The organism is Puniceicoccus vermicola (genome assembly GCF_014230055.1).
Classification (GTDB): domain Bacteria; phylum Verrucomicrobiota; class Verrucomicrobiia; order Opitutales; family Puniceicoccaceae; genus Puniceicoccus; species Puniceicoccus vermicola.
Genome location: NZ_JACHVA010000053.1, coordinates 1 through 19,649 on the forward strand (window position 1 = coordinate 1; position 19,649 = coordinate 19,649).

Here is a 19,649-nt window from a genome sequence, read left to right on the forward strand (position 1 = left end):
CGCAATGCGTTCGGTCTTCGTCCCGCAGCGCCCGCAGCGAACCCGACGGACACTCAACTCCAGACTTAACCGCTGATCCAACAGATCACAGTCGCTAATACGGCGCAGCGACTGGTCGTGAATCCTCCGGCAACTCTGCCCACAACCTCCACAGACCGGATCGTTTAGGGCCTCTAGGATGAACAACAAATGCCCTTTTCCCAGATGCTTGTGTTTATACAAAGTGTAGCCTTCCCAAAACAGGGAACATAGTACAGACTTCATGTTGAAGCGGTTTTGAAGTGATTGATGTTAGTGTAGTTACAACATCAGTTAACTTCGATTCCGCTTCTTTGCTACTTCTTTCCCGCCAATCGACGATGAACCTAAAAAAAGCCGCCTCCGGAGGTCCGGAAGCGGCTGAAAGTGAAAGGGTTCGAAGAAGTACTACTTCTTGAATTCTTCTTCGACTTCGGTGACGGTCTGTTGGACGCGTCCGACGATCGCGTAAGGGTCGCCTTCCGAGTTCGGGCGGCGGTCTTCGAGATAGCCCTTGTAGTCGTTCTTCACGAAGCTGTGCGGAACGCGGATGGAAGCACCGCGGTCAGCAACGCCCCAGCTGAACTTGTCGATCGACTGGGTTTCGTGGAGACCGGTGAGACGGAGGTGGTTGTCCGGACCGTAAGCAGCGATGTGCTCGTCCTTGTACTTCTCGAAAGCATCCATGAGCTTCATGAAGTACTCCTTGCCTCCAGTTTCACGCATGTAGTCGGTGGAGAAGTTGCAGTGCATTCCGGAACCATTCCAGTCGCCGGAGATGGGCTTACAATGCCACTCGACGTCTACGCCGTAACCTTCGCAGAGACGGAGGAGGATGTAGCGGGCGACGTGAATTTGGTCGCAAGCCTTGTAGGCACCCTTGCCGAAGACCTGGAATTCCCACTGACCCTTGGCCACTTCAGCGTTGATGCCTTCGTGGTTGATGCCAGCGTAAATGCAGAGGTCGAGGTGCTTCTCAACGATCTCGCGGGCGATGTCGCCGACGAAACGGTAACCGACACCGGTGTAGTACTTGCCTTGGCCTTCCGGAAAACCGTTTTCCGGCCAACCGAGAGGACGACCGTCCTGGTAAAGGAAGTATTCCTGCTCGAGACCGACCCAGAGACCCGGATCATCGGAGATCGTCGCACGGGCGTTCGATGGGTGCGGAGTGCCGTCGGGAAGCATGACTTCCGACATGACGAGGAAGCCGTTCTCGCGGGCACCGTCCGGGTAGATCGCAACGGGCTTCAGGACGCAGTCAGAGCTGCTGCCTTCGGCCTGCTTGGTGGAGCTACCGTCGAAGCCCCAATCATCGCAGTCTTCGAGGGAAAAGGAGCTTACGTCCCCGTCCACAATTTTCGTCTTGCTCCGGAGGTACGCCGAGGGGGTGTAGCCGTCGAGCCAGATGTATTCCAACTTTATCTTTGCCATAATCTTTATTTCGTTCTGTGCAGATGAGTAATGGAGAAAACAGCTCCTCCGAGCGAGGAGAAATCTCTGTAGAGTTTCATTTAAGAGCAGAGGTCATGCCAAAATTTTAGCAAAATTGTAATTTTGCGGATGGAATTCGGGGGGCGGTAGGCGGTAGACGGTGGTCAGATGTCGGTGGTCAGTGATCGGTGGTCGGTGAACGAGGGGACGGTTGTCGGTATTCAGTGGTCGGTGGTCGGTTTGTCAGTAGGCGGGAATCGGTGGATTGGGGCATGGAGAAGAACTCATCTCTTGGGTTAAGGGTGATTTTCGGGGATTTATGCTCCTACCGGGGACTGAGAACCGGAAACTGGAGGGCTTATTTTGCGAATCCTTTCTGACCGTGGGGCCAAGCTTTGCTTGGAGTCTTGAGGATTAGGTCGAGAGCTGGAAGCTCTCGCTACTTTGCTTTTCCGAGCTGGCTATTGGATTGAGCTGGGGATTTTCAGAGACCTCGAGGGGATAACTAAATCACAGGCTAGCAGCCTGTGGTACGTTTTAGAGTCGAACAGGCAGCCTGCCTGTTTTGCGGGGGAGCGGCGCGAGCGTGGACAGGAGTCGGAAATCAGTGCTCTGTGGACGGTGAACGGGCGTCGGTTAGACGGCTCTGGGAAGAGCCGTGGGGCCAAGCTTTGCTTGGAGTCTTGAGGATTAGGTCGAGAGCTGGAAGCTCTCGCTACTTTGCTTTTCCGAGCTGGCTATTGGATTGAGCTGGGGATTTTCAGAGACCTCGGGGGGATAACTAAATCACAGGCTAGCAGCCTGTGGTACGTTTTAGAGTCGAACAGGCAGCCTGCCTGTTTTGCGGGGGAGCGGCGCGGACGTGGACAGGAGTCGGAAATCAGTGCTCTGTGGACGGTGAACGGGCGTCGGTTAGACGGCTCTGGGAAGAGCCGCGGGGCCAAGCTTTGCTTGGAGTCTTGAGGATTGGGTCGAGAGCACGGAAGCTCTCGCTACTTTGGTTTTCCGGCGGGCTATTGGATTGGGCTGGGATTTTCAGGGACCTCGGGGATACCTAAATCACAGACTCGCAGCCTGTGGTACGCTTCAGAGTCGAACAGGCAGCTTGCCTGTTTTGCGGGCATCCTCTCGAGGGGTGGTGAAAAAACCGCTGGTCTCCTTGGGGATCGGGCCCTAGAAGGTGCGCATTATGAAGACCATTATCGTCGGAGCGGGCGAGGTAGGCAGTTTTATCAGCCAGAACCTCAGCCGGAGGGGGCACAGTGTGACCCTGATTGAGAAGTCCGCTGAGGGCGCGGGTCGGGTGGACGCGGAGCAGGATGTGAAGGTGATGTGCGGGAACGGGAGCTCGGCCAGCATGCTGGAGGATGCGGGAATCGCGAGCGCCCGGAATTTTGTCTCTCTGACCAGCGACGACCGCACCAATCTTGTCGCCTGCAAGGTGGCCCGGGAGCTGGGGAAGAATCTGTTCACGGTGGCCCGGATTCATGACCAGACCTACTTGGACCACAGCCGGGTCGACTATCAGGACTTGTTCGACGTGGATTTCTTCCTGAACCCGGAAATGCTCTGCGCGGTGGAGCTGGCGAAGGCAATCCGACATCCGGGACGGGTGGCGATCGAGCACTTTGCCCGGGGTCAGATCGAGGTGCAGAATATGGCGGTCTCCCCCCGTAGTAAGTTGATCGGCCAATCCCTGCGAGAAATGAAGATCAACCCGCGGATGCGCGTGGGCATGGTGACCCGGGATGGGGAGACGATGGTAGCCCGGGCCGATTCGTCGCTCGCAGCTGGCGATCAGCTGACGGTTTTCGGCAACCCGGAGGCGGTGTCGGAGTTTCGCAGGAGAGTGGAACCGGGCGAGACGGAGGGAACGGTGCGGGTGGTCCTCTACGGGGGATCGGAGATCGCGATTTCGCTGATCCGGCTGTTGAAGCATCCCCGTTTTCGCGTTCGGGTGATCGAGCCCGATTCTCATGCCTGCGAACAGCTGGCGAGCCGTTTTCCCGGTCTGACGGTGGTCCATGGCGATGCGACCTCGCGGCGGCTCCTCGAGGAGGAGCAGATCGACAGCGTCGACTACTTCGTCGCCTGCACGAAGGAGGACGAGCACAATATCATGACTTGCCTGCAAGCTTCGAAACTCGGAGCCGCCCACGTGCAGTTGGTGATCAACAAGCCGGACTATGAGGATTTGCTCGATGATCTGCGGGTTTCGATGGGGGTGGCCTCGGTGGTCTCCCCGCGTCAGGCCTCGGTGAAGGAGTTGGTGCGGTACCTCGACCGTGAATCGGTGGTGGAGTTATCGTCGATGTCGGTGCGCTCGACGCGTTTGCTCGAGGTGGCGGTCTCTCCCGAGAGTGCGGCGGTGGACAAGAAATTGATGGACCTGAAGCTGCCGGAGGGCTGCCTGCTCGTAGCCCTCCTCCGCGGGGTGGAGGCAAACGTGCCGGGGGCCCAGGACAAGATCGAGAAAGGCGACCGGGTCCTGCTCGCGGTGGACGAAGGCAGCCGCCAGGAGGTCATCCGCCTCCTCACCCGCAAAGGCTGATCGCGACGGAATGAATTACGCGATCATTTTTCGGCTGCTGGCGCTGATCCACTTGGCCATCGGCTTCGCGCTCACCTCCAGTTTTCTGGTGGGGATCGCCTTTCCCTTCGACGACGGGGACACCTATGCGGTGCGAGGCCTCGAACTCGGGGCGGGGATTTCCTTCCTACTGGCGATCATTTTCATGGTCCTCGGACGCAAGGGGAAGGCCACGATCTTCCATAAGGAGGCGCTGGCCGTGATCGGGCTCGGATGGTTGCTGGCCAGTACGGTCGGGGCCATCCCCTACTACTTCTCCGTTGAGGATCTCTCTTTTGCCTCCGCATTTTTCGAGAGTGCCTCGGGCTTCACGACGACGGGGGCCTCGGTGTTCAGCGACATTTCCAACCTCCCCCACGCTTTGCTGTTCTGGCGATCCCTGACGCAGTGGATCGGGGGACTCGGGGTCGTGGTCTTCTTCGTGGCGATCCTCTCCTTTCTTGGGTCGGGGGCAAAGGTCCTCTTCTCGCGGGAGTATTCCGGGAATACGGAGGATGTTTTTGATGGGCGGATGCAGACCGGTGCTCTCCGGATCATGCTGCTCTATCTGATCCTCTCCCTTCTCTGCGCGGTCTCCTATCGGCTCACCGGGATGGGGTGGTTCGATTCGATCTGCCACATGTTTACCACCGTCTCGACCGGGGGATTCAGCACCTTGACCGAGAGTATGGCGGGGTTCAACAGTCCGGCGGCCGAATGGGTCTCGATCCTCTTCATGACCCTCTGCGGGATGAGCTTTCTCCTGATCCTGCGAGGGGTGCGCCGCGAGGGGGTGAAAACGTTTTTCGCCAACTTGGAATTTGTCAGCTACCTCGGGATCCTGGTGGCGGCCTCCTCGTTCATCATCCTCATCCTCTTTGCTTCGGGGATCGGGGAAAGTGCTCACAGTATCATTCGCGGGGCGATTTTTCAGGTCACCTCGATCATGACCACGACGGGTTTTGCGACGCAGAATTTTGCGGCTTGGGCCTACCCGGCTCAAATTACCCTCCTCTGCCTGATGATCGTCGGGGGATGCTCGGGATCGACCGCGGGCGGGGTGAAAGTGATCCGGCTCGTGGTGGGCTTTCGCTCAATCCTCTTCCACTTGGAGCGCGCCTTTCGCCCGCACGTCATCCGGCCGATGCGGGTCAATAAGCGGACAATGTCGACCAGCGAGATTCACGAGATTTCGACCTTTTTGGTCTTGGCGTTCTTCGTGGTCGTGATCAGCTGCATCGTGGTCTCGATTTTCGAGCCGCACCTGGATCCCCTCAGCCTTTTCTCCGCGGTGCTGGCCTGCCTCTTCAACATCGGCCCGGGGTTGGGAGAAGTGGGACCGCTGGAAAATTTCGGCGCCCTCGAGGACTATACGAAAGTCTATCTCGGCATCCTCATGATCATGGGACGTTTAGAGTTCTACGCGATCCTAGTCCTCTTCGCGCCGTCTCTCTGGAAACGGTTTAGTTGAGGGCTTTCGGTGGGTGGACTGTGGTCGGTGATCGGTGATCGGTGTTCGGTTAGTCAGTAGGCTGCAACGGTGGGGAGTTGAGAAGAACTCGTTTCCATGGGTGAAGGGTGATTGACGGGGATTCATGCTCCAACTGGGAACCGAAAATTGGAGAACTCATTTCGCTATCCATTGAACTGGAGGGGCCAAGCTTTGCTTGAAGTCTTGAGGATTGGGTCGAGAGCTGGAAGCTCTCGCTACTTTGGCTTTACCGGATGGCTCACGGATTGGGCGGGGATCACAGGGATCTCTGGTCGGATATAGACACAGGCCCTTCGAAAGGCTCAGGGTTACCCACTCGCAGCCTGTGGTACGCTTTAGAGTAGAACAGGCAGCTTGCCTGTTTCCCGCCCCCCTTCCGGGGCGTCTTCCGAAAACCCCGGAAGCTATTCGGCTTTGTGCAGAGTGACTTGCTGGAAGGGAATCTCCCAGTCGTTTTCGTTGCAGCAATCGACCAGGATGCGCTGGAGAGCGTATTGCACCTTTTCATACTGTTGGGCGGCGGATCCGGCGATGTCGACCTCCACCTCGTAGTCGAGAGAACTGGCCGCGGCGACGGCGAACTGCACTTCGACGCCTTTGACGGCCTCCGCCCCAACGAGCTTACTAATGCCCTCACGAACGGCATGGGTCATCGCCTCCGGGACGGTGGTGGTGCACTCCTTTTGGTGACGGTAATCAATCCCGAAACGAGTCTCGACGCGAAAGGTGGTCTCGGAAAGATTTCGAGGGGACAAGGCGAGAAAATCGGGGGTGGGCAGGGTCACGCGAGCTCCGCCCAGCTCCTCGAGGAGAACGTGACCCGGGTTTTGATAGAGAGATTGCCCGACACGTCCGTCGGACAGCTGAACCCACTCGCCTCGGGCACAGGGAAACTCTTTTTCCCCCTCGCACCATGGCCGTGAGTGGTGGCCCACGAGATAGCGCACGGGCAGAATTTGAAAGGCATTGTCGAGTCGGGCATTGACCAGACGGCAACTGAATCCGAGGGATTCCACATTCCAGGGGATGTCATCGAAGAACAGGCGCTCTCCCTCTTTGACCATTCCAATGTTGAGGATCAGCTTGAGAGATTCCACAAATTGGGGCAAAACCTTCATCCCGCCCCAAGCGACTCCGAGGAGGAAGAGGAGCACAATTCCAAAGAGGAAGAGGTCCCCCGTCGCACTGAAGGCAATGAGCATTGCCGCGACGGCTCCGATGACGCTGACCAAGTTGGCCACGAGGACAAAGACTCGGCTACCAAAGTTTTTCGGGTTGTCCGTCTTGCGAACGCGGCGTACGACGCGAAGGATGAGCCGAACCAAGAGGAAAACGGCGAAAGCCGACCCAATCCCGATGACCAGGTTCAACCCCCGCTCGCTCATAAATTTGCGGATGTAGGTCGTCGACCCTTCCAAGAGCCCCTTATCCTGCGATTCGAGATTTTCCAGCTGTAGCGACGCAGCTTCGGCGCGGCTGCTGGCGAAACGTTCACGCTCTCTCCAAGCCGCCAGTTGCTCTTCGAGCGCAGCGGCCAAAACCCCGTTTTCCGGGGCCATTACGATCCATTGCTCGATATGATCCGCAGCCTCGCCCGCGACCGCGGAACGCTCCTCGAACTGTTCCTTCTGATCGCGAAGGTCTGCAATTTTTCGGGAGAGCGAAGTCGCGGACTCCATTTCAGCCATGATCGGGCGAAGGATCTCCCCGAGCTGCTTCTGCCAAGAAAACTCTTCCTTGGGCTTATCCTCAAAGAGCCCGATATCCACGCCGGCCGCAGTTTCCTCGAAATCGATTACGAGCTTCTTGAGCTCGACATTCTTTTCGTCGAGTTTCTTCCGGATTTCTTCGCGGGTGACCTCATTGGTCTCGGCATCCATCTTCGACTTCAGGTCCTCGACATTGCCCTGCATGATTTGGATTGCCTCCAACTGCGACCGCAACGATTTGACCAGTCGCTCCTCCTGAGTGACCTCAGGCGCAGGCGATTCCAAGCCGACCTCCGAATCTTCGGTCAGCGCCTCGGGAACAGCGGATTCCTCCTGCGCCTGAAGGCTCAGAGAGGGAAAAAGAAGGAAAAGTGTAAGGAAAAGAAACGAGAGCGAGAGATTCATAATGGCCAATTTTTCGTAAAACCCTTATGAAGCGTTACCTTCCGCACGGGAAGGTTATTTTTGAGCCCTCTCCCGATCAGCGGAGTCGGGTGGAGTTCAGATGTGAAGCGCGAGAAACGAAATTCAAAAATCTCGAGGAGAACTATTGGCTACTTTCCAAGAAGCTCTTTCGCCCGGTTCAGCGTTTCTTTCTCTTCTTCACTGAGCGAACCAAAACCGGAAGAATTGATCTTATCGAGGATGCGATCGACCTCCTCCCGGAGGTTTGTCTTCTTCTTGGTCGATCGGGTTGGGGTGGACTTCGTTTTCGCCGCCCCACTCACGTTCACCTTGTATCGAGGACTGACGGATCCTTTGCCCTCACGTTTGCCCAGGCGAACCTTCGGCAAAGAAAATGCCCGGAACCAATTCTCATAGCGAAAGAAGAGAAAAGCGGCAGCCATCCCGCCCAAGTGGGCCGAATGAGCAATCTTCGCCCCCCCCAACAATTCACGGCTACTCCCAATCTCACTGAAAAGCAGGCCAAAGGTTTCCAGCCCGAGAACTCCCCAAGCGATCCATTTAGGGAGAACGGTCACCGGAATCACAAAGAATAAAAGGAGAGTAATCGGCTCATTCGGATTCCGCAGACAAAAATAGATGAGAAGCCCCAACGCTCCGGCAGAAGCCCCAATCACGAGCCCACCAGATCCGCCCCAATTCACCAGGGCCCAAGCAACTCCGCCCAAAACTGCCGCGAAGAGATAAAGTTTCAGAAGCAGTTCAGCTCCCAGGCGAATTTCCACCATTCGCCCAATAAAAAAGATGATCAAGCCATTGGCCAAGAGATGGAACAAACTCCCATGAAACAAACTATAGGTGAGCAAGGTCCATATCCTGAAGTGCTCCAAATTCCCGTCCGACAACGCGAACCAGTTCGGCAGCAACCCTCCGACGGCCCCACCACGAGCATTCAGAAGACCATCCATGCCAAAGAATAGCTGGAGAATATTCTGCAAGAGGAATACTACTCCCAAGACGATAAGGATCCAGCCGAACATCGGAATGTTCCGTTGAAATCCCGCGGACTGGCGCATGTATGGACGATCGTAGAGCATGTGAACCTCGGAAGGAAACAAAAGAACCCATCAGGAGGCAACGCAAACCACCAACTTTAGACAGGCGGCGTGATTTCATGAGCTAGCCAGCCAAGGAAGGCCACCCTCATCCCCCACCAACCTATCGAAACAGCTTGGAGCGCAACCCAGTCCCAACTGCCAAACCACCCCAGTCAGCCCCACTCATCGCATGCGCCCGCTTGGGACGCTTCCCCGGATCTTCCTGCACCTGCTCCTCCACAAATGAGGCCGATCCCAGCACCATCCCATCGGTAAAGTACCGCACCCGGCACCGCAAAACCACAGACAGAGGCAATTTCCCCTTCTCCTTTTCCAGAACCCGAACCGCTTCTTCCCGCGAGATCGACTTCTTCTCCTCCTTCTCCCCAGCCCAGGCGCCATACAAAGTCTGCCGATACCCAGCCAGATCCTTGTCCACCACAGAAAGCCCGGCTCGAGCCATCCGGCCACCACCGAGCGCCTCGGCATACCCACAAAACCGGTAATCCTTAGGGTCTGACACCAAACCCGCCCGAACTGCGTTCAGATCAATATAGGCAGCCACCGTCCGCAGGGCCCAACGGTCCCCTTCCACCAGGACACTCTTAAACCGCTCACACCAAAGCGGTCCAAAACGATCCCGTGATCGATTGAACCACATCGCAAAACGCTGTTTCAGAGTCTTCATCATCCAGGAAACATCCCCCATCCGACGCAAAAGGCTCTTCCGCAAATCCCTCCCTTCCGAAGTATTCTCCCGAAGATGCTCCTCTAAAACCTCCGCCGGCATGGGATTCCAAGGCGTAGGCTTCGGATAAAGCCGACGATACCGACGAACCAACTCCTCATCCGAAATATGAACCTCCGCCGGCACCTCCACCAGGATATGGAAGTGGTTCTTCATCACCGCATAAGTAACCACCCGAATCCCCGAGAAATCAGCCACCTGCCAGATCATCTTCCGCAATACCTCCCTCTCACGATCCCCAAAGAGAGCCTCCCCATTCACTGTCCGACTCATCACATGATAGTAAGCTGTCTGTCCATCGAGGCGCATCCGTTTTCTTCTCATGGTCCCAGTAGAGCAGACTTTCAAATGGAGATCAAACTTTTAAACCTGGTTTATTAAATTGTGATATCTCAGCCTCAATGTGAATCAGAGGAAGGATTTATTGTTTCTCTACGTCGGAAGGTTCGACCTCGAAACCGTGCATGTGTTCGGTTTCTCCTTTGGTGGTCAAAACTTTCCAGATGCACCAGATGAAGAGAGCTGTTACGCCTCCCACTGATGCGAGTAATACGATCCAACCGCCTGGGCTCATAGACTATCCCCCATTTTCTTGGTTTGATTAATGTTTGCCTGAATCTTTCGCTTTGATGGAACCATGAGGATGGCTGCGATTAGAAGGATTAGGATCATTCCTACGCCGGTCCAGGCGATCGGATTGGGATCGATGAAGAGGTCTTTGATTTTGTCGCTCACTTTGGGTTGGTCGTCGCCAAAGGCTTGGCCTAAGACGCTTTTGTAGAACCATCCGAGTAAGGTCAGGAGGAGGAAGGCTGGGGTTATGTATTTGATGATGAAACCATAAACGGGAGGGATGCGGATGGCTGAACCCAATTGGGCCTCCTTCAAACCCTTCTTCCCCCCGATCACCCAACCGAAAAGGATGACTTGGGCTAAAGCTAAGAGGACCATGAGAAGATTGGTCACCCAGAAGTCCAAGGTATCCAAGAGCTTCAGGTTCGCGCTGTAGTAGATGACTAGGAAACCTCCGATTCCGGTCACTACTCCCAGAATCAGGACCGAACGGCGGCGGTTGATCAGGAAGGCGTCCTCAAGATAGGCGATCCCCGGCTGAAGCATGGAGAGGGAACTGGTTACCGCAGCTAGGAAGAGGAGAAAGAAAAAGGCGAAGCCGAAGAATTGGCCTAATGGCATTTCCGCAAAGACCATGGGGAGAACGGTGAACCCGACTCCGAAGGTACTTAGCCCCATTGAGGCAAGTCCTGCGACTCCGAAGAAAGCGACCCCCGCGGGGATGCTGATCAATCCGCCAATGCCCACCTCGCAAAATTCGTTCGCACTCGACGCCGCCAGGGAACTGAGAACGACGTCGTCGCGCCTTCCTAAATAACTGGAGTAGGTAATGATTACTCCGAAACCGACCGAGAGAGAGAAGAAAATCTGGCCGGCCGCCGCTAACCAAAGATCGAAATCACCCAACTGAGCGAGTATCCCCTTTTCTTCGAATCGATATTTCTCCGGATTGGCGGCCGCCTTGGCTTTCGCCGCCTCAATGTTTTTCGCCTCAACCACTTCCTGATGCGTGCCATGATTCCATGAATAATCGTCTTCCTGACCTTGCAGCGGCTTTCCGTCGGGGCCAACCGCGCGCTCGACCAAATAATTCTTCGTGGGATTCCACATAAATCCCAGCCCGGTGTCCACGTTGCGGTCCGGCATTGAAGGATCGGGGGTGCCGAGGGTCAGGACGCGGACCAGAATTACGAGCGCAATCAGGACCAGCGTCGGCATGGCAAACTTACAAAAGAATTCGATCCCTTTCGAAATTCCCCGATAGATGAGGAAGAAATTGAGAGCAAAAACGGCGACGAAATAGATCCCGACATGCTGCACGTCGAAGTGAACCGCCGACCCGTTTTCGGAGATCCCGACGAGGCTGCCAAAGAAGGCGGTCGCTTCCGACGACTTCTCAAAGCCCATTACGCCCCTCAGATAGTTGACCGCATAGGCCAAGCACCAGGCCTCGATCACTACGTAATACATGTAAATGCAGACCGGAACAACAAAGGCGATCACCCCGACAAACCGGGCGCCCATCGAGTTGCAGATCGCCCCGAAGATCCCGGGCGCACTGTTGAACCCGTATCGCCCTCCAGCTCTCCCCATCGTCCACTCGATCCAGCAAACGGGCAAGCCGATGAGAAGGAAGGCGATGAAATAGGCGATCATGAAAGATCCGCCCCCATACTGCGCGACCTGCCCCGGGAACCGAAGAAAATTCCCCAGGCCCACGGCACTCCCGGCCACTGCGAGGATGACTCCCATCCGAGAAGACCATGTTTCGTTCTGCGACGCCATGAGGTGAAAACTACAGGAAAGCTGCCTCGACAAACAAGGTTTTAGGTGTGGGGAGAATCCAACCGGGAAGCAGGAGCAATGATGAGATGGTTTTGCTGCTCATCAAATAATCAAGGGCAGGCTGCCTGTGGGACTAGAGGCGGATTGAATTCCGCAATCTCCTTCTCGGATTTGGGAAACTGTCCTGCTCGCTCTAAAAGCTCGCTCCGATGCTCATCGAAAAGAGATGAAGCTGGCTCTCCATTTCGCCGGAAACTCCGTTGGCGACGGTGGTGCGGTCCTCATAAAGCACATACGAATATCCCAGACCGAGATACCACATTTCCCATCTCTTGGTGATACCAATGGTGAAGGCGTTTTGGTCGGCATCGGGAATGGTGGTGCTGAGGGTGCTGTCGGGAATGGGGCTCTCGAAATATTGATAGCTTCCGTGCAGCCGAATGCCGTCCTGCAGGTCGTAGCGGAGACTGATTCCCAGGGTGTAAGAATCCTTCCAGTCCTCCGGGATTACATTATTGCCCCCGAAGAGAGCGGTATTCTGCCCAAAATCGAGATCGAGTTCATCGAAAGACGAAAAGCCGACCCACTCAAACTGGATCTCAGCCTGCAGGGCCTCGGTCAGTTTGCGCCCATAGCCCAAGCCGACAATCTGGGGAAAAGTGATATTGGTCCCCGCTTCGCCATTCTCCGTAAAACCGAGGGATTGGGCCTGAGGAGTCAAGTTGCCCAAGGTGCCATCTCCAGAATAGTCGACCGGAATCTCAGACCGCCAGGTAGCGACCAGCCGATCCTTTTCCGTAACATCCCAAGTGACTGCCAGATTGGCCCCCAAGCCCCAGCCATCCATATCGGCCTCGGCCACGGTCTCGGACGAGACGAGCGGAATCCCCTGAAACGCCACGGGAGGGAAATATTGTTCTAGCCGAAGCCGGGAATACATAAAATTCAATCCGCCCGCCACCGCTAGACTCTCATTGACCCGATAGGCCACCGTCGGATTAATGCGGACAGTCAGCAATTCGCTGGAATACGGGGCACTGTAGCGGAGGAGGCCTCCCGGCGCAAAAGCACCCGTCTGTTCCCAGTCCGCGGCCAAGCCAAAGGGAACCGAAACTCCCAAGCCGAAGGCCCATTTGCCGTCCGCAAAAGGTACGACCCCGTAAGCATTGGGGAGAAACTTCAGCGGTTCACCCGATTTCGCCGTCATGCCATTGTCGTAGTCAACCTCATAGGAAATATGTACGAAGGCTGGGGCAAAGAGGACCTCACGGTCTTCAAAATCAACAAGATTCGCCGGATTCTCGGTGACTGCCGTCGCGTCGTCGATGAATGCCAACCGTCCTCCAGACTGTCCGAGCGCATAGGCACCTGGCGCGGCATTCCGAAACCCCTCCGCTCCCAAGGAAGAGGTCAACAGGGGAAAAAGGAAAAGGAGGGGTTTTTGAATGGGGCGGAACATGAAAACTAATGCTTGGGGGATTTACCCACAATTTCAGTCCACGGTAAAGGTTCTTTCTTCTCGTCTGCCTGTTAAAATTTCTCTAAAACCAAGCATTGATGCCTCAAAAAATCGCGATCATCGGAATCGGCCTCCGGCTCCCTCCTACCAGTGAAAGCCCCGACACATTCTGGAAGTTTCTATGCGAGGCGGGCGATGCGATCGCTCCCGTCCCCAGCGACCGCTGGGATCTCCGTCGGTTTTACGACCCGGACCCGGCGCGCCCAGGCAAAACCTATGTAGCCCGCGGGGGATTCCTGCAAAACGACGTGCGGCGTTTCGATCCCATGGCATTCGGAATCTCGCCTCGCGAAGCGAACGGAATAGACCCGCAACAGCGCCTACTCATGGAGAGCGCTTGGGAAACCTTCGAAGACGCGGGAATCCCCTTGGAACGTATTGAGAATTCCCGAACAGGAGTCTTTCTCGGAGGCTTCTGCCTCGATCATCTTCTCCAGATATCTCAACCCGCGAACCGCACCCAGGTATCCTCCCACTCGGCGACGAGCGGGTCGATGACAATACTTGCGAATCGACTTTCCTACGTATTCAACCTACGGGGACCTAGTTTCACCCTCGATACAGCCTGCTCCTCCTCCCTAGTCGCCTTACACTGCGCCTGCCGCTCCATCGAAAATGGAGAATGCGAGCTGGCCCTGGCCGGCGGGTCCAACGTCATGATGCGTCCGGAATATCCGATCATGATGAGCAAGGGGCATTTTCTCTCGGACCACGGGAATTGCCGAACCTTCGACACGACGGCGGCCGGATATGCCCGCGGTGAAGGGGCGGCTATGGTGCTGCTGAAACCGTTGGACAAAGCGATTGCCGACGGGGACGCTATCCACGCCGTCATCTGCGGATCGGGGATCAATCAGGACGGGCGCACCTCGGGCATCTCTCTACCGAACAGCGAAGCGCAGGAATCTCTGATGAGAGAAGTCTACGAGAACGCGGGCGTCGCACCTGGCTCCGTCGATTACGTGGAGGCTCATGGGACCGGAACTCAGGCTGGAGATCCGGCCGAGGCGCGGGCTCTGGACGCAGTGTTTCGGGAAGGCCGCTCCAACCCCCTGACCGTCGGCTCGGTGAAGACCAACATCGGTCACCTCGAAGCCGCTGCGGGTATCGCGGGAATCATCAAAACCGCATTGATCCTCCGTCACCGAAAGGTTCCCCAAAACCTCCACTTCCAGAACCCCAACCCCAAGATTCCCTTCGACGAATATTGCCTCAAAGTTCCCGAGAAAAGCGAGGCTCTCCCCACTTTCGAAGAAAAGGCCGAGCTCTTCGCCGGCGTCAATTCATTCGGCTATGGCGGCACGAATGCCCACATCATTCTCTCCAGCCCTCCAGCCCCCACCCCGGCCACCCAGAATCCCGATAACGAAACTCCCCGGATCTTCCCGTTTTCGGCGAGGAGCCCGGAGGCCCTGCGCGAGACCGCTTCGCGCCTGGCCTTCACGATCCGGCGCCGGAAAGATCTACAACTCGACGACCTCTACCACAGCTTAACAGAACGGCGATCCCACCTAAGTCATCGGGGAGCGATCATCGCCTCCAGCGCTCAAGATCTCCGGTCGAAGCTGATGGCAGCTTCGACCGGAGAGGAATCTCCCGAAATTCGCCTTTCGGGAGAAACGGCTTCACCCGCTAAGGGACCCGTATTCGTCTGCACTGGTATGGGCCCGCAGTGGTGGGCGATGGGTCGAGAACTCTTCGAGAAGGAACCGATCTGTCGTGAAACACTCGACGAGATCGACGCTTCATTTCAGCGCGTCAGTGGTTGGTCGATCGCCGAAGCGATGCTCGCGAGCGAAGCCGACTCCCGCATGACCCGCACGGAAGTCGCCCAACCGGCGAATTTCGTTCTACAGGTGGCTTTGGCTCGGCTCTGGCAATCCTGGGGCATTGAGCCCAGCGCCATCGTCGGCCACAGTGTTGGAGAAGTCTCGGCGGCCTATCTATCCGGAGTCCATACCTTGGAAGAAGCGGTCGCCGTCAGCTACCACCGTAGTCGTCTCCAGCAACAAGAGGCGGGCAAAGGGAAGATGCTGGCCGTGGGACTCTCGGAAGAAGGAGTTGCTCCCTACCTCGAAGGGGTTGAGGGCGTCTCGGTCGCAGCGATCAACAGCTTCGCATCTGTCACGCTTTCCGGAGATTCGGAGGCCCTGCAATCGATTGCCTCGCGTCTCGAGGAGGAGAGCCTTTTCCATAAATTTCTCCGCGTCGAAGTGGCTTACCACAGCCCGCAGATGGAACCACTTCGGGATGAGCTCCTGTCTTCGCTCGAATCACTCTCTCCGAAAAGCCCGAAAATTCCGCTGATCTCGACGGTCAGCGGGGATTTCTCGGACGGCAGCGAATGGACGGCGGATTACTGGTGGAAGAACGTCCGCCAACCCGTTCGCTTCGCCGCCGCGACCGCTACCCTGCTCGACAAGGAGTTCGGCCATTTCCTGGAAGTCGGCCCGCATCCGGTCCTCGGCAATTCCATCCGAGAGGTCGCTGCTGACCGGGGACACGCCATCCACCTCTTTCCCTCGATTCGCCGCAAGGAAGCGGAACTCGCCACGATGCGCACGTCACTGGCCGACCTATACGACTCTGGAATATCTCCGGACTGGAAAGCCCTCTCGCCCTCGTCGGGTCGATTTGTCCGGTTGCCGTCCTATCCGTGGCAGCGTCAATCCTATTGGAGCGAAACCCCGGAAGCGCGGATGGACCGACTCGGACTCCCCGGGCCCATTTACCAAAACCAGAAAATCCACGCAGCGCACCCCACCTGGGAAGTAGAGATCAATCGGGGCTTTTTCCCATTTCTCCCTGACCATGGAGTGCAGAACCAAGTGGTTTTCCCGGGTATGGGCTACATCGAAGCGGCGCTCCTCCTCAACCAGAGTGTTCACGGCACCCGGAGTTGCGTGCTAAGCGACGTGGATTTCGAGAAGTTCCTCATCGTCGAATCCGAACGACTTCAACACCTCGTTTCTTCCCTCGATCCGGAAACCCGCCGTTTCGAGATCGCCAGCCGCGTGCAGGACGAACTCGAAAGCCATCAGCGCCATGCGCGAGGAAGAATCTCCCCCGGCTCAGACGAGAGCGAAGCGCCCACCCTCGACATCGCATCGGCCCGGGAACAAGCCCCCCGCCCGCTTCCCCTCAAGGCCCTGTATGAAAAGATGGAACGCCGCGGACTTCACTACGGCCCCGCATTCCGCCCTATCGAAGAAATCCAGCTGGGCCCCGATTGTTTCTTCGCCACCATCGATACGGGTGACCGCGATCTCCACCAAGACGGGCACACGCTTCACCCCACAATTCTCGATGCCTGCCTCCAACCTATTCTCTACATCGCACGAGGAGAGAACCTGTATGTCCCAAATGGTATTCGTCGTGTCCAATTTTTCGGCACGAAGGGCACTCGATTCCACGCCTTTGGTAGACTGCGCAAGCAAACGGCCCAGTCTCTCGACGGCGACGTCTGGATCGCCGACGAGGAGGGCCGGGCGGTCGCCATCGTCGAAAACGTCACCTGCCAATCGGTAGACACCGAAGCTGCGCTCGGGGAAAAGAACGACAGCTACATCCCCGAATGGGAACCGGAGCCACTGGAACCCGTAGACGACCCCAAGTTGATGGGTTCGGCACTCCTCATCGCCGACGAAAAATCGACCGACACCGCTCTACTCGAGTCCCTCCAGAATCAAGGCGGAGAAGTACTCCGACTCAATGAAAGCGGCGACCTTTCCTCACAAATCCTCGAAGCGTTGAAGCGAACCCTCCCCGAAGGAGGCCCGATCCTCACCTTCCTCGGAACGATTCCGTGCGATTCGGAAGACTACGAAGCAATCCTATCCCCTCATCAGAAGTTTCTGGAAATCGCCCGCGCCCTCCAGTCATTCGAGCACCCCTACGACCTGACCGTTGTCACTCGAAACAGCACACCGGGCCTCGACTCCGGCCAAAGGGGAACCCTTACGACAGCGGCATTCGCGGCCCTGGGGACCTTGGCTATCAACGAAAGCCATTCCGGCAGTTTCCGATCCATCGACCTCGGCAACGAATCCGACGGAACCGGAATCATCCTGAACGAAATCTCGGCGGACTCGCGGGGAGAGATCGCCTGGTTGCGGGGAGAACGGCAGGTTCGTCGATTGAAAAGAGAGCCACTGCCGACCGCCACAATCCCTCTCATCACCACCTCGGTCGACGAACCGATCGCCTTACATCCGGATGCGGGCCGGCGTATCGACGGCCTCGGATATCGAAGCGCTCAAAGACAAGAGCCGGGTCCAGGCGAGGTGGAAATCAGAGTCCTCGCCGCAGGCATCGGCGAAAAGGATACACTCAAAGTCCTTGGCAAGCTGAGTAGCATCGCCACCCGCGATACTTTCTCCGAAGATCATCTCGGCCTGGAATGCATGGGAGAAATCGTGCGCACTGGCACAGAAGTCGGCCCAGACATGATCGGACGCAAAGTCATCGGCTTCGTCCCTGGAGCGTTTTGTTCCCATGCAACCGTCTCCGCCGACCTTCTCGTCGCCGCCCCGGAAGGGCTTGGAAAGGCAGCCGCCGGCATCTCAATGGCCTACGTCACCGCAACCCACGCGCTCGAAGGAGTCGCATCTCTCCGAGCCGAGGAGCGGGTGTTGATTCTAGAAGCCTCCGGCGAAGTGGGCCGGGCCGCGGTCGCCGTATCTCGTCGCATCGGTGCCACGATCTTCGCGACAGCCGATGAAGACGAAGCTCACGACCTCGAAAAAACTCAGGAAGTCCGGCGAGTCTATGCTGCCGGAGATGCGGGATTGGTCGAAACGATCCGGCGGGATATCGGAGACGAAGGTTTCGACGTGATTCTCAGCCCCTCATCCACCCGCGATCATTCGGAGAGCCTTTCCCTGCTTCGCCCCGGCGGACGCTTCATCGAGACGGGGAAGAGGCGTATCCTGGAGAACGGGGCATTACCTTTACGGGCCTTCAACGAAAACCTTCTTTTCGCCTCAGTCGATACGGACCGCCTCCTGAAGCAACGGCCCACTTTGATCCGGGAACTACTGGAAGAGATGGTGGGTCGATTTAACCGGGGCGAATACAACCTGCCGGCTTGCCGGGAATTCCCCGCCTCCGCAGTGCACGAGGCATTCGAAGTTGCGGGAAAGGGCCACGAAAAAGTGATCCTCGATTTCTCTACCGGCACGGTGGACATCCCCGCTTCAACGCGCATACCGGGGGAAATCCATCGCGACGGGGCCTACCTCATCACCGGTGGAACCTCCGGCTTCGGTCTGGAAACGGCGAAGTGGCTGGCCCGGGAAGGCGCGGGCAGGATCATTCTCCTCAGCCGCCGCGGACGGGACGTGGACGGACTGGAAGAAAGCCTCACCCAGATTTCGGACGAGACCGCGGAGGTGCTGGTCGAAGCGGGCGACGTGACGGACGAGCCGACCCTACGACGCATCGGCGAACTCATGAACTCGGAGGGACTTCACCCGGCCGGAGTCATCCACGCGGCCATGGTTCTTGACGACGCGCCCCTCCCCGAGATGACCCCTGAGCGATTCGAACGAGTCATGCGGCCGAAAGTGGGCGGACTCCTCGCGATCGAGAAGGCCCTGCCCTGTTCCGAACTCGATTTCCTCGTCCTCTACTCTTCCATTTCGTCGCTGATCGGAAATCGCGGCCAGGCCAACTATGTTGCCGCAAACGGTATTCTCGACGCCATGGCCCAAAGACTCCGGAAAAAGGGCGCTCCGGCCATCTCGATCAACTGGGGGGCCCTTGCAGAAACCGGGGTCATCGCCCGGTCCGCCAACCTCGAAGGCATTTTGACCTCGGCGGGAGTCGAGGGCCTCACCAATCAGGAGGCCTTGCGATTTCTGCGGCGAGCGCTGAAGGCGGACCTGCCCCACGTCGCCGCCTTTTCGGTGGACTGGAACCGCTGGAAGGAGAGCCATCCGGCACTGACCACCGACACGCGTTTCCGCAAGCACACCGAACAATCCTCGAGAGGAGAGGAAGACCCAATTTTATTAGAACTACGTGAATCCATTGCTGGCAAAACTCCGGAAGAACGGACTTCGATCGTTGAGCGGCGACTGGCCGAGGGACTCTCGACCATTCTGAAGATTCCAGTCGATCGGATCGACTCGGACTCGAAGCTGAGCAACATGGGTGTCGATTCGCTTTTACTCCTGGAGTTGAGCCTAGAGCTCAAAAAGCGCACCGGTGTCATGATCCCGGCCATGGAATTCCTCAAGGGTCCGAACATTCGGGACCTGTGCTCCGTCATCCTCTCGCGGGTCGATTCCTCCGAATAAT

At 57.1% G+C, this 19,649-nt stretch carries 10 protein-coding genes and 1 pseudogene; 3 read left to right on the forward strand and 8 right to left on the reverse strand.

Annotated features, from left to right (window positions below):
* Nucleotides 1-264, reverse strand: a pseudogene (locus H5P30_RS06120) (transposase family protein); the annotation flags it as partial.
* Between the two features lie 162 nt (nucleotides 265-426).
* Nucleotides 427-1,452, reverse strand: coding sequence for a glutamine synthetase beta-grasp domain-containing protein (locus H5P30_RS06125; RefSeq protein ID WP_185692067.1), 1,026 nt, complete (start codon nucleotides 1,450-1,452; stop codon nucleotides 427-429).
* Between the two features lie 1,189 nt (nucleotides 1,453-2,641).
* On the opposite strand from H5P30_RS06125, the gene trkA reads away from it, so the two are divergent.
* Both trkA and H5P30_RS06135 read left to right on the forward strand, forming a co-directional pair.
* Nucleotides 2,642-4,003 (forward strand): Trk system potassium transporter TrkA, encoded by a 1,362-nt coding sequence (gene trkA, locus H5P30_RS06130; RefSeq protein ID WP_185692068.1) that lies wholly within the window; start codon nucleotides 2,642-2,644, stop codon nucleotides 4,001-4,003.
* 10 nt (nucleotides 4,004-4,013) lie between these two features.
* A complete protein-coding gene (locus tag H5P30_RS06135) occupies nucleotides 4,014-5,492 on the forward strand; it encodes a TrkH family potassium uptake protein (protein ID WP_185692069.1) in 1,479 nt (492 codons plus the stop codon).
* Nucleotides 5,493-5,917: 425 nt separating this feature from the next.
* On the opposite strand, the gene H5P30_RS06140 is transcribed toward H5P30_RS06135, so the two are convergent.
* The 6 genes from H5P30_RS06140 to H5P30_RS06165 form a co-directional block, all read right to left on the reverse strand.
* Complete coding sequence (locus H5P30_RS06140; protein WP_185692070.1) at nucleotides 5,918-7,627, reverse strand: hypothetical protein; 1,710 nt, start codon at nucleotides 7,625-7,627, stop codon at nucleotides 5,918-5,920.
* A 149-nt stretch (nucleotides 7,628-7,776) separates the two neighbouring features.
* On the reverse strand, nucleotides 7,777-8,724 hold the full coding sequence (locus H5P30_RS06145; RefSeq protein ID WP_185692071.1) for a rhomboid family intramembrane serine protease: 948 nt from the start codon (nucleotides 8,722-8,724) through the stop codon (nucleotides 7,777-7,779).
* Nucleotides 8,725-8,845: 121 nt separating this feature from the next.
* Complete coding sequence (locus H5P30_RS06150; protein ID WP_185692072.1) at nucleotides 8,846-9,796, reverse strand: transposase; 951 nt, start codon at nucleotides 9,794-9,796, stop codon at nucleotides 8,846-8,848.
* A gap of 97 nt (nucleotides 9,797-9,893) precedes the next feature.
* The gene (locus tag H5P30_RS06155; RefSeq protein WP_185692073.1) at nucleotides 9,894-10,046 is read right to left on the reverse strand and encodes a hypothetical protein; all 153 of its coding nucleotides are present in this window, start codon (nucleotides 10,044-10,046) and stop codon (nucleotides 9,894-9,896) included.
* Entirely contained in the window at nucleotides 10,043-11,830 is a 1,788-nt protein-coding gene (locus tag H5P30_RS06160) for an SLC5/6 family protein (protein ID WP_185692074.1), read from the reverse strand. Before H5P30_RS06160 ends, H5P30_RS06155 begins: the two co-directional genes overlap by 4 nt.
* A 193-nt stretch (nucleotides 11,831-12,023) precedes the next feature.
* Nucleotides 12,024-13,289 (reverse strand): OmpP1/FadL family transporter, encoded by a 1,266-nt coding sequence (locus tag H5P30_RS06165; protein WP_185692075.1) that lies wholly within the window; start codon nucleotides 13,287-13,289, stop codon nucleotides 12,024-12,026.
* A 98-nt stretch (nucleotides 13,290-13,387) separates the two neighbouring features.
* Here H5P30_RS06165 and H5P30_RS06170 point away from each other — a divergent pair, with 98 nt between their 5' ends.
* The gene (locus H5P30_RS06170; protein ID WP_185692076.1) at nucleotides 13,388-19,648 is read left to right on the forward strand and encodes a type I polyketide synthase; all 6,261 of its coding nucleotides are present in this window, start codon (nucleotides 13,388-13,390) and stop codon (nucleotides 19,646-19,648) included.
* Nucleotide 19,649: the final 1 nt, after the last annotated feature.

Excerpts from the sequence above, each read along its gene's own strand:
- H5P30_RS06125 (WP_185692067.1), bottom strand. The coding sequence starts at position 1,452 with ATGGCAAAGATAAAGTTGGAATACATCTGGCTCGACGGCTACACCCCC.
- trkA (WP_185692068.1), top strand. The coding sequence starts at position 2,642 with ATGAAGACCATTATCGTCGGAGCGGGCGAGGTAGGCAGTTTTATCAGC.
- H5P30_RS06135 (WP_185692069.1), top strand. The coding sequence starts at position 4,014 with ATGAATTACGCGATCATTTTTCGGCTGCTGGCGCTGATCCACTTGGCC.
- H5P30_RS06140 (WP_185692070.1), bottom strand. The coding sequence starts at position 7,627 with ATGAATCTCTCGCTCTCGTTTCTTTTCCTTACACTTTTCCTTCTTTTT.
- H5P30_RS06145 (WP_185692071.1), bottom strand. The coding sequence starts at position 8,724 with ATGCTCTACGATCGTCCATACATGCGCCAGTCCGCGGGATTTCAACGG.
- H5P30_RS06150 (WP_185692072.1), bottom strand. The coding sequence starts at position 9,796 with ATGAGAAGAAAACGGATGCGCCTCGATGGACAGACAGCTTACTATCAT.
- H5P30_RS06155 (WP_185692073.1), bottom strand. The coding sequence starts at position 10,046 with ATGAGCCCAGGCGGTTGGATCGTATTACTCGCATCAGTGGGAGGCGTA.
- H5P30_RS06160 (WP_185692074.1), bottom strand. The coding sequence starts at position 11,830 with ATGGCGTCGCAGAACGAAACATGGTCTTCTCGGATGGGAGTCATCCTC.
- H5P30_RS06165 (WP_185692075.1), bottom strand. The coding sequence starts at position 13,289 with ATGTTCCGCCCCATTCAAAAACCCCTCCTTTTCCTTTTTCCCCTGTTG.
- H5P30_RS06170 (WP_185692076.1), top strand. The coding sequence starts at position 13,388 with ATGCCTCAAAAAATCGCGATCATCGGAATCGGCCTCCGGCTCCCTCCT.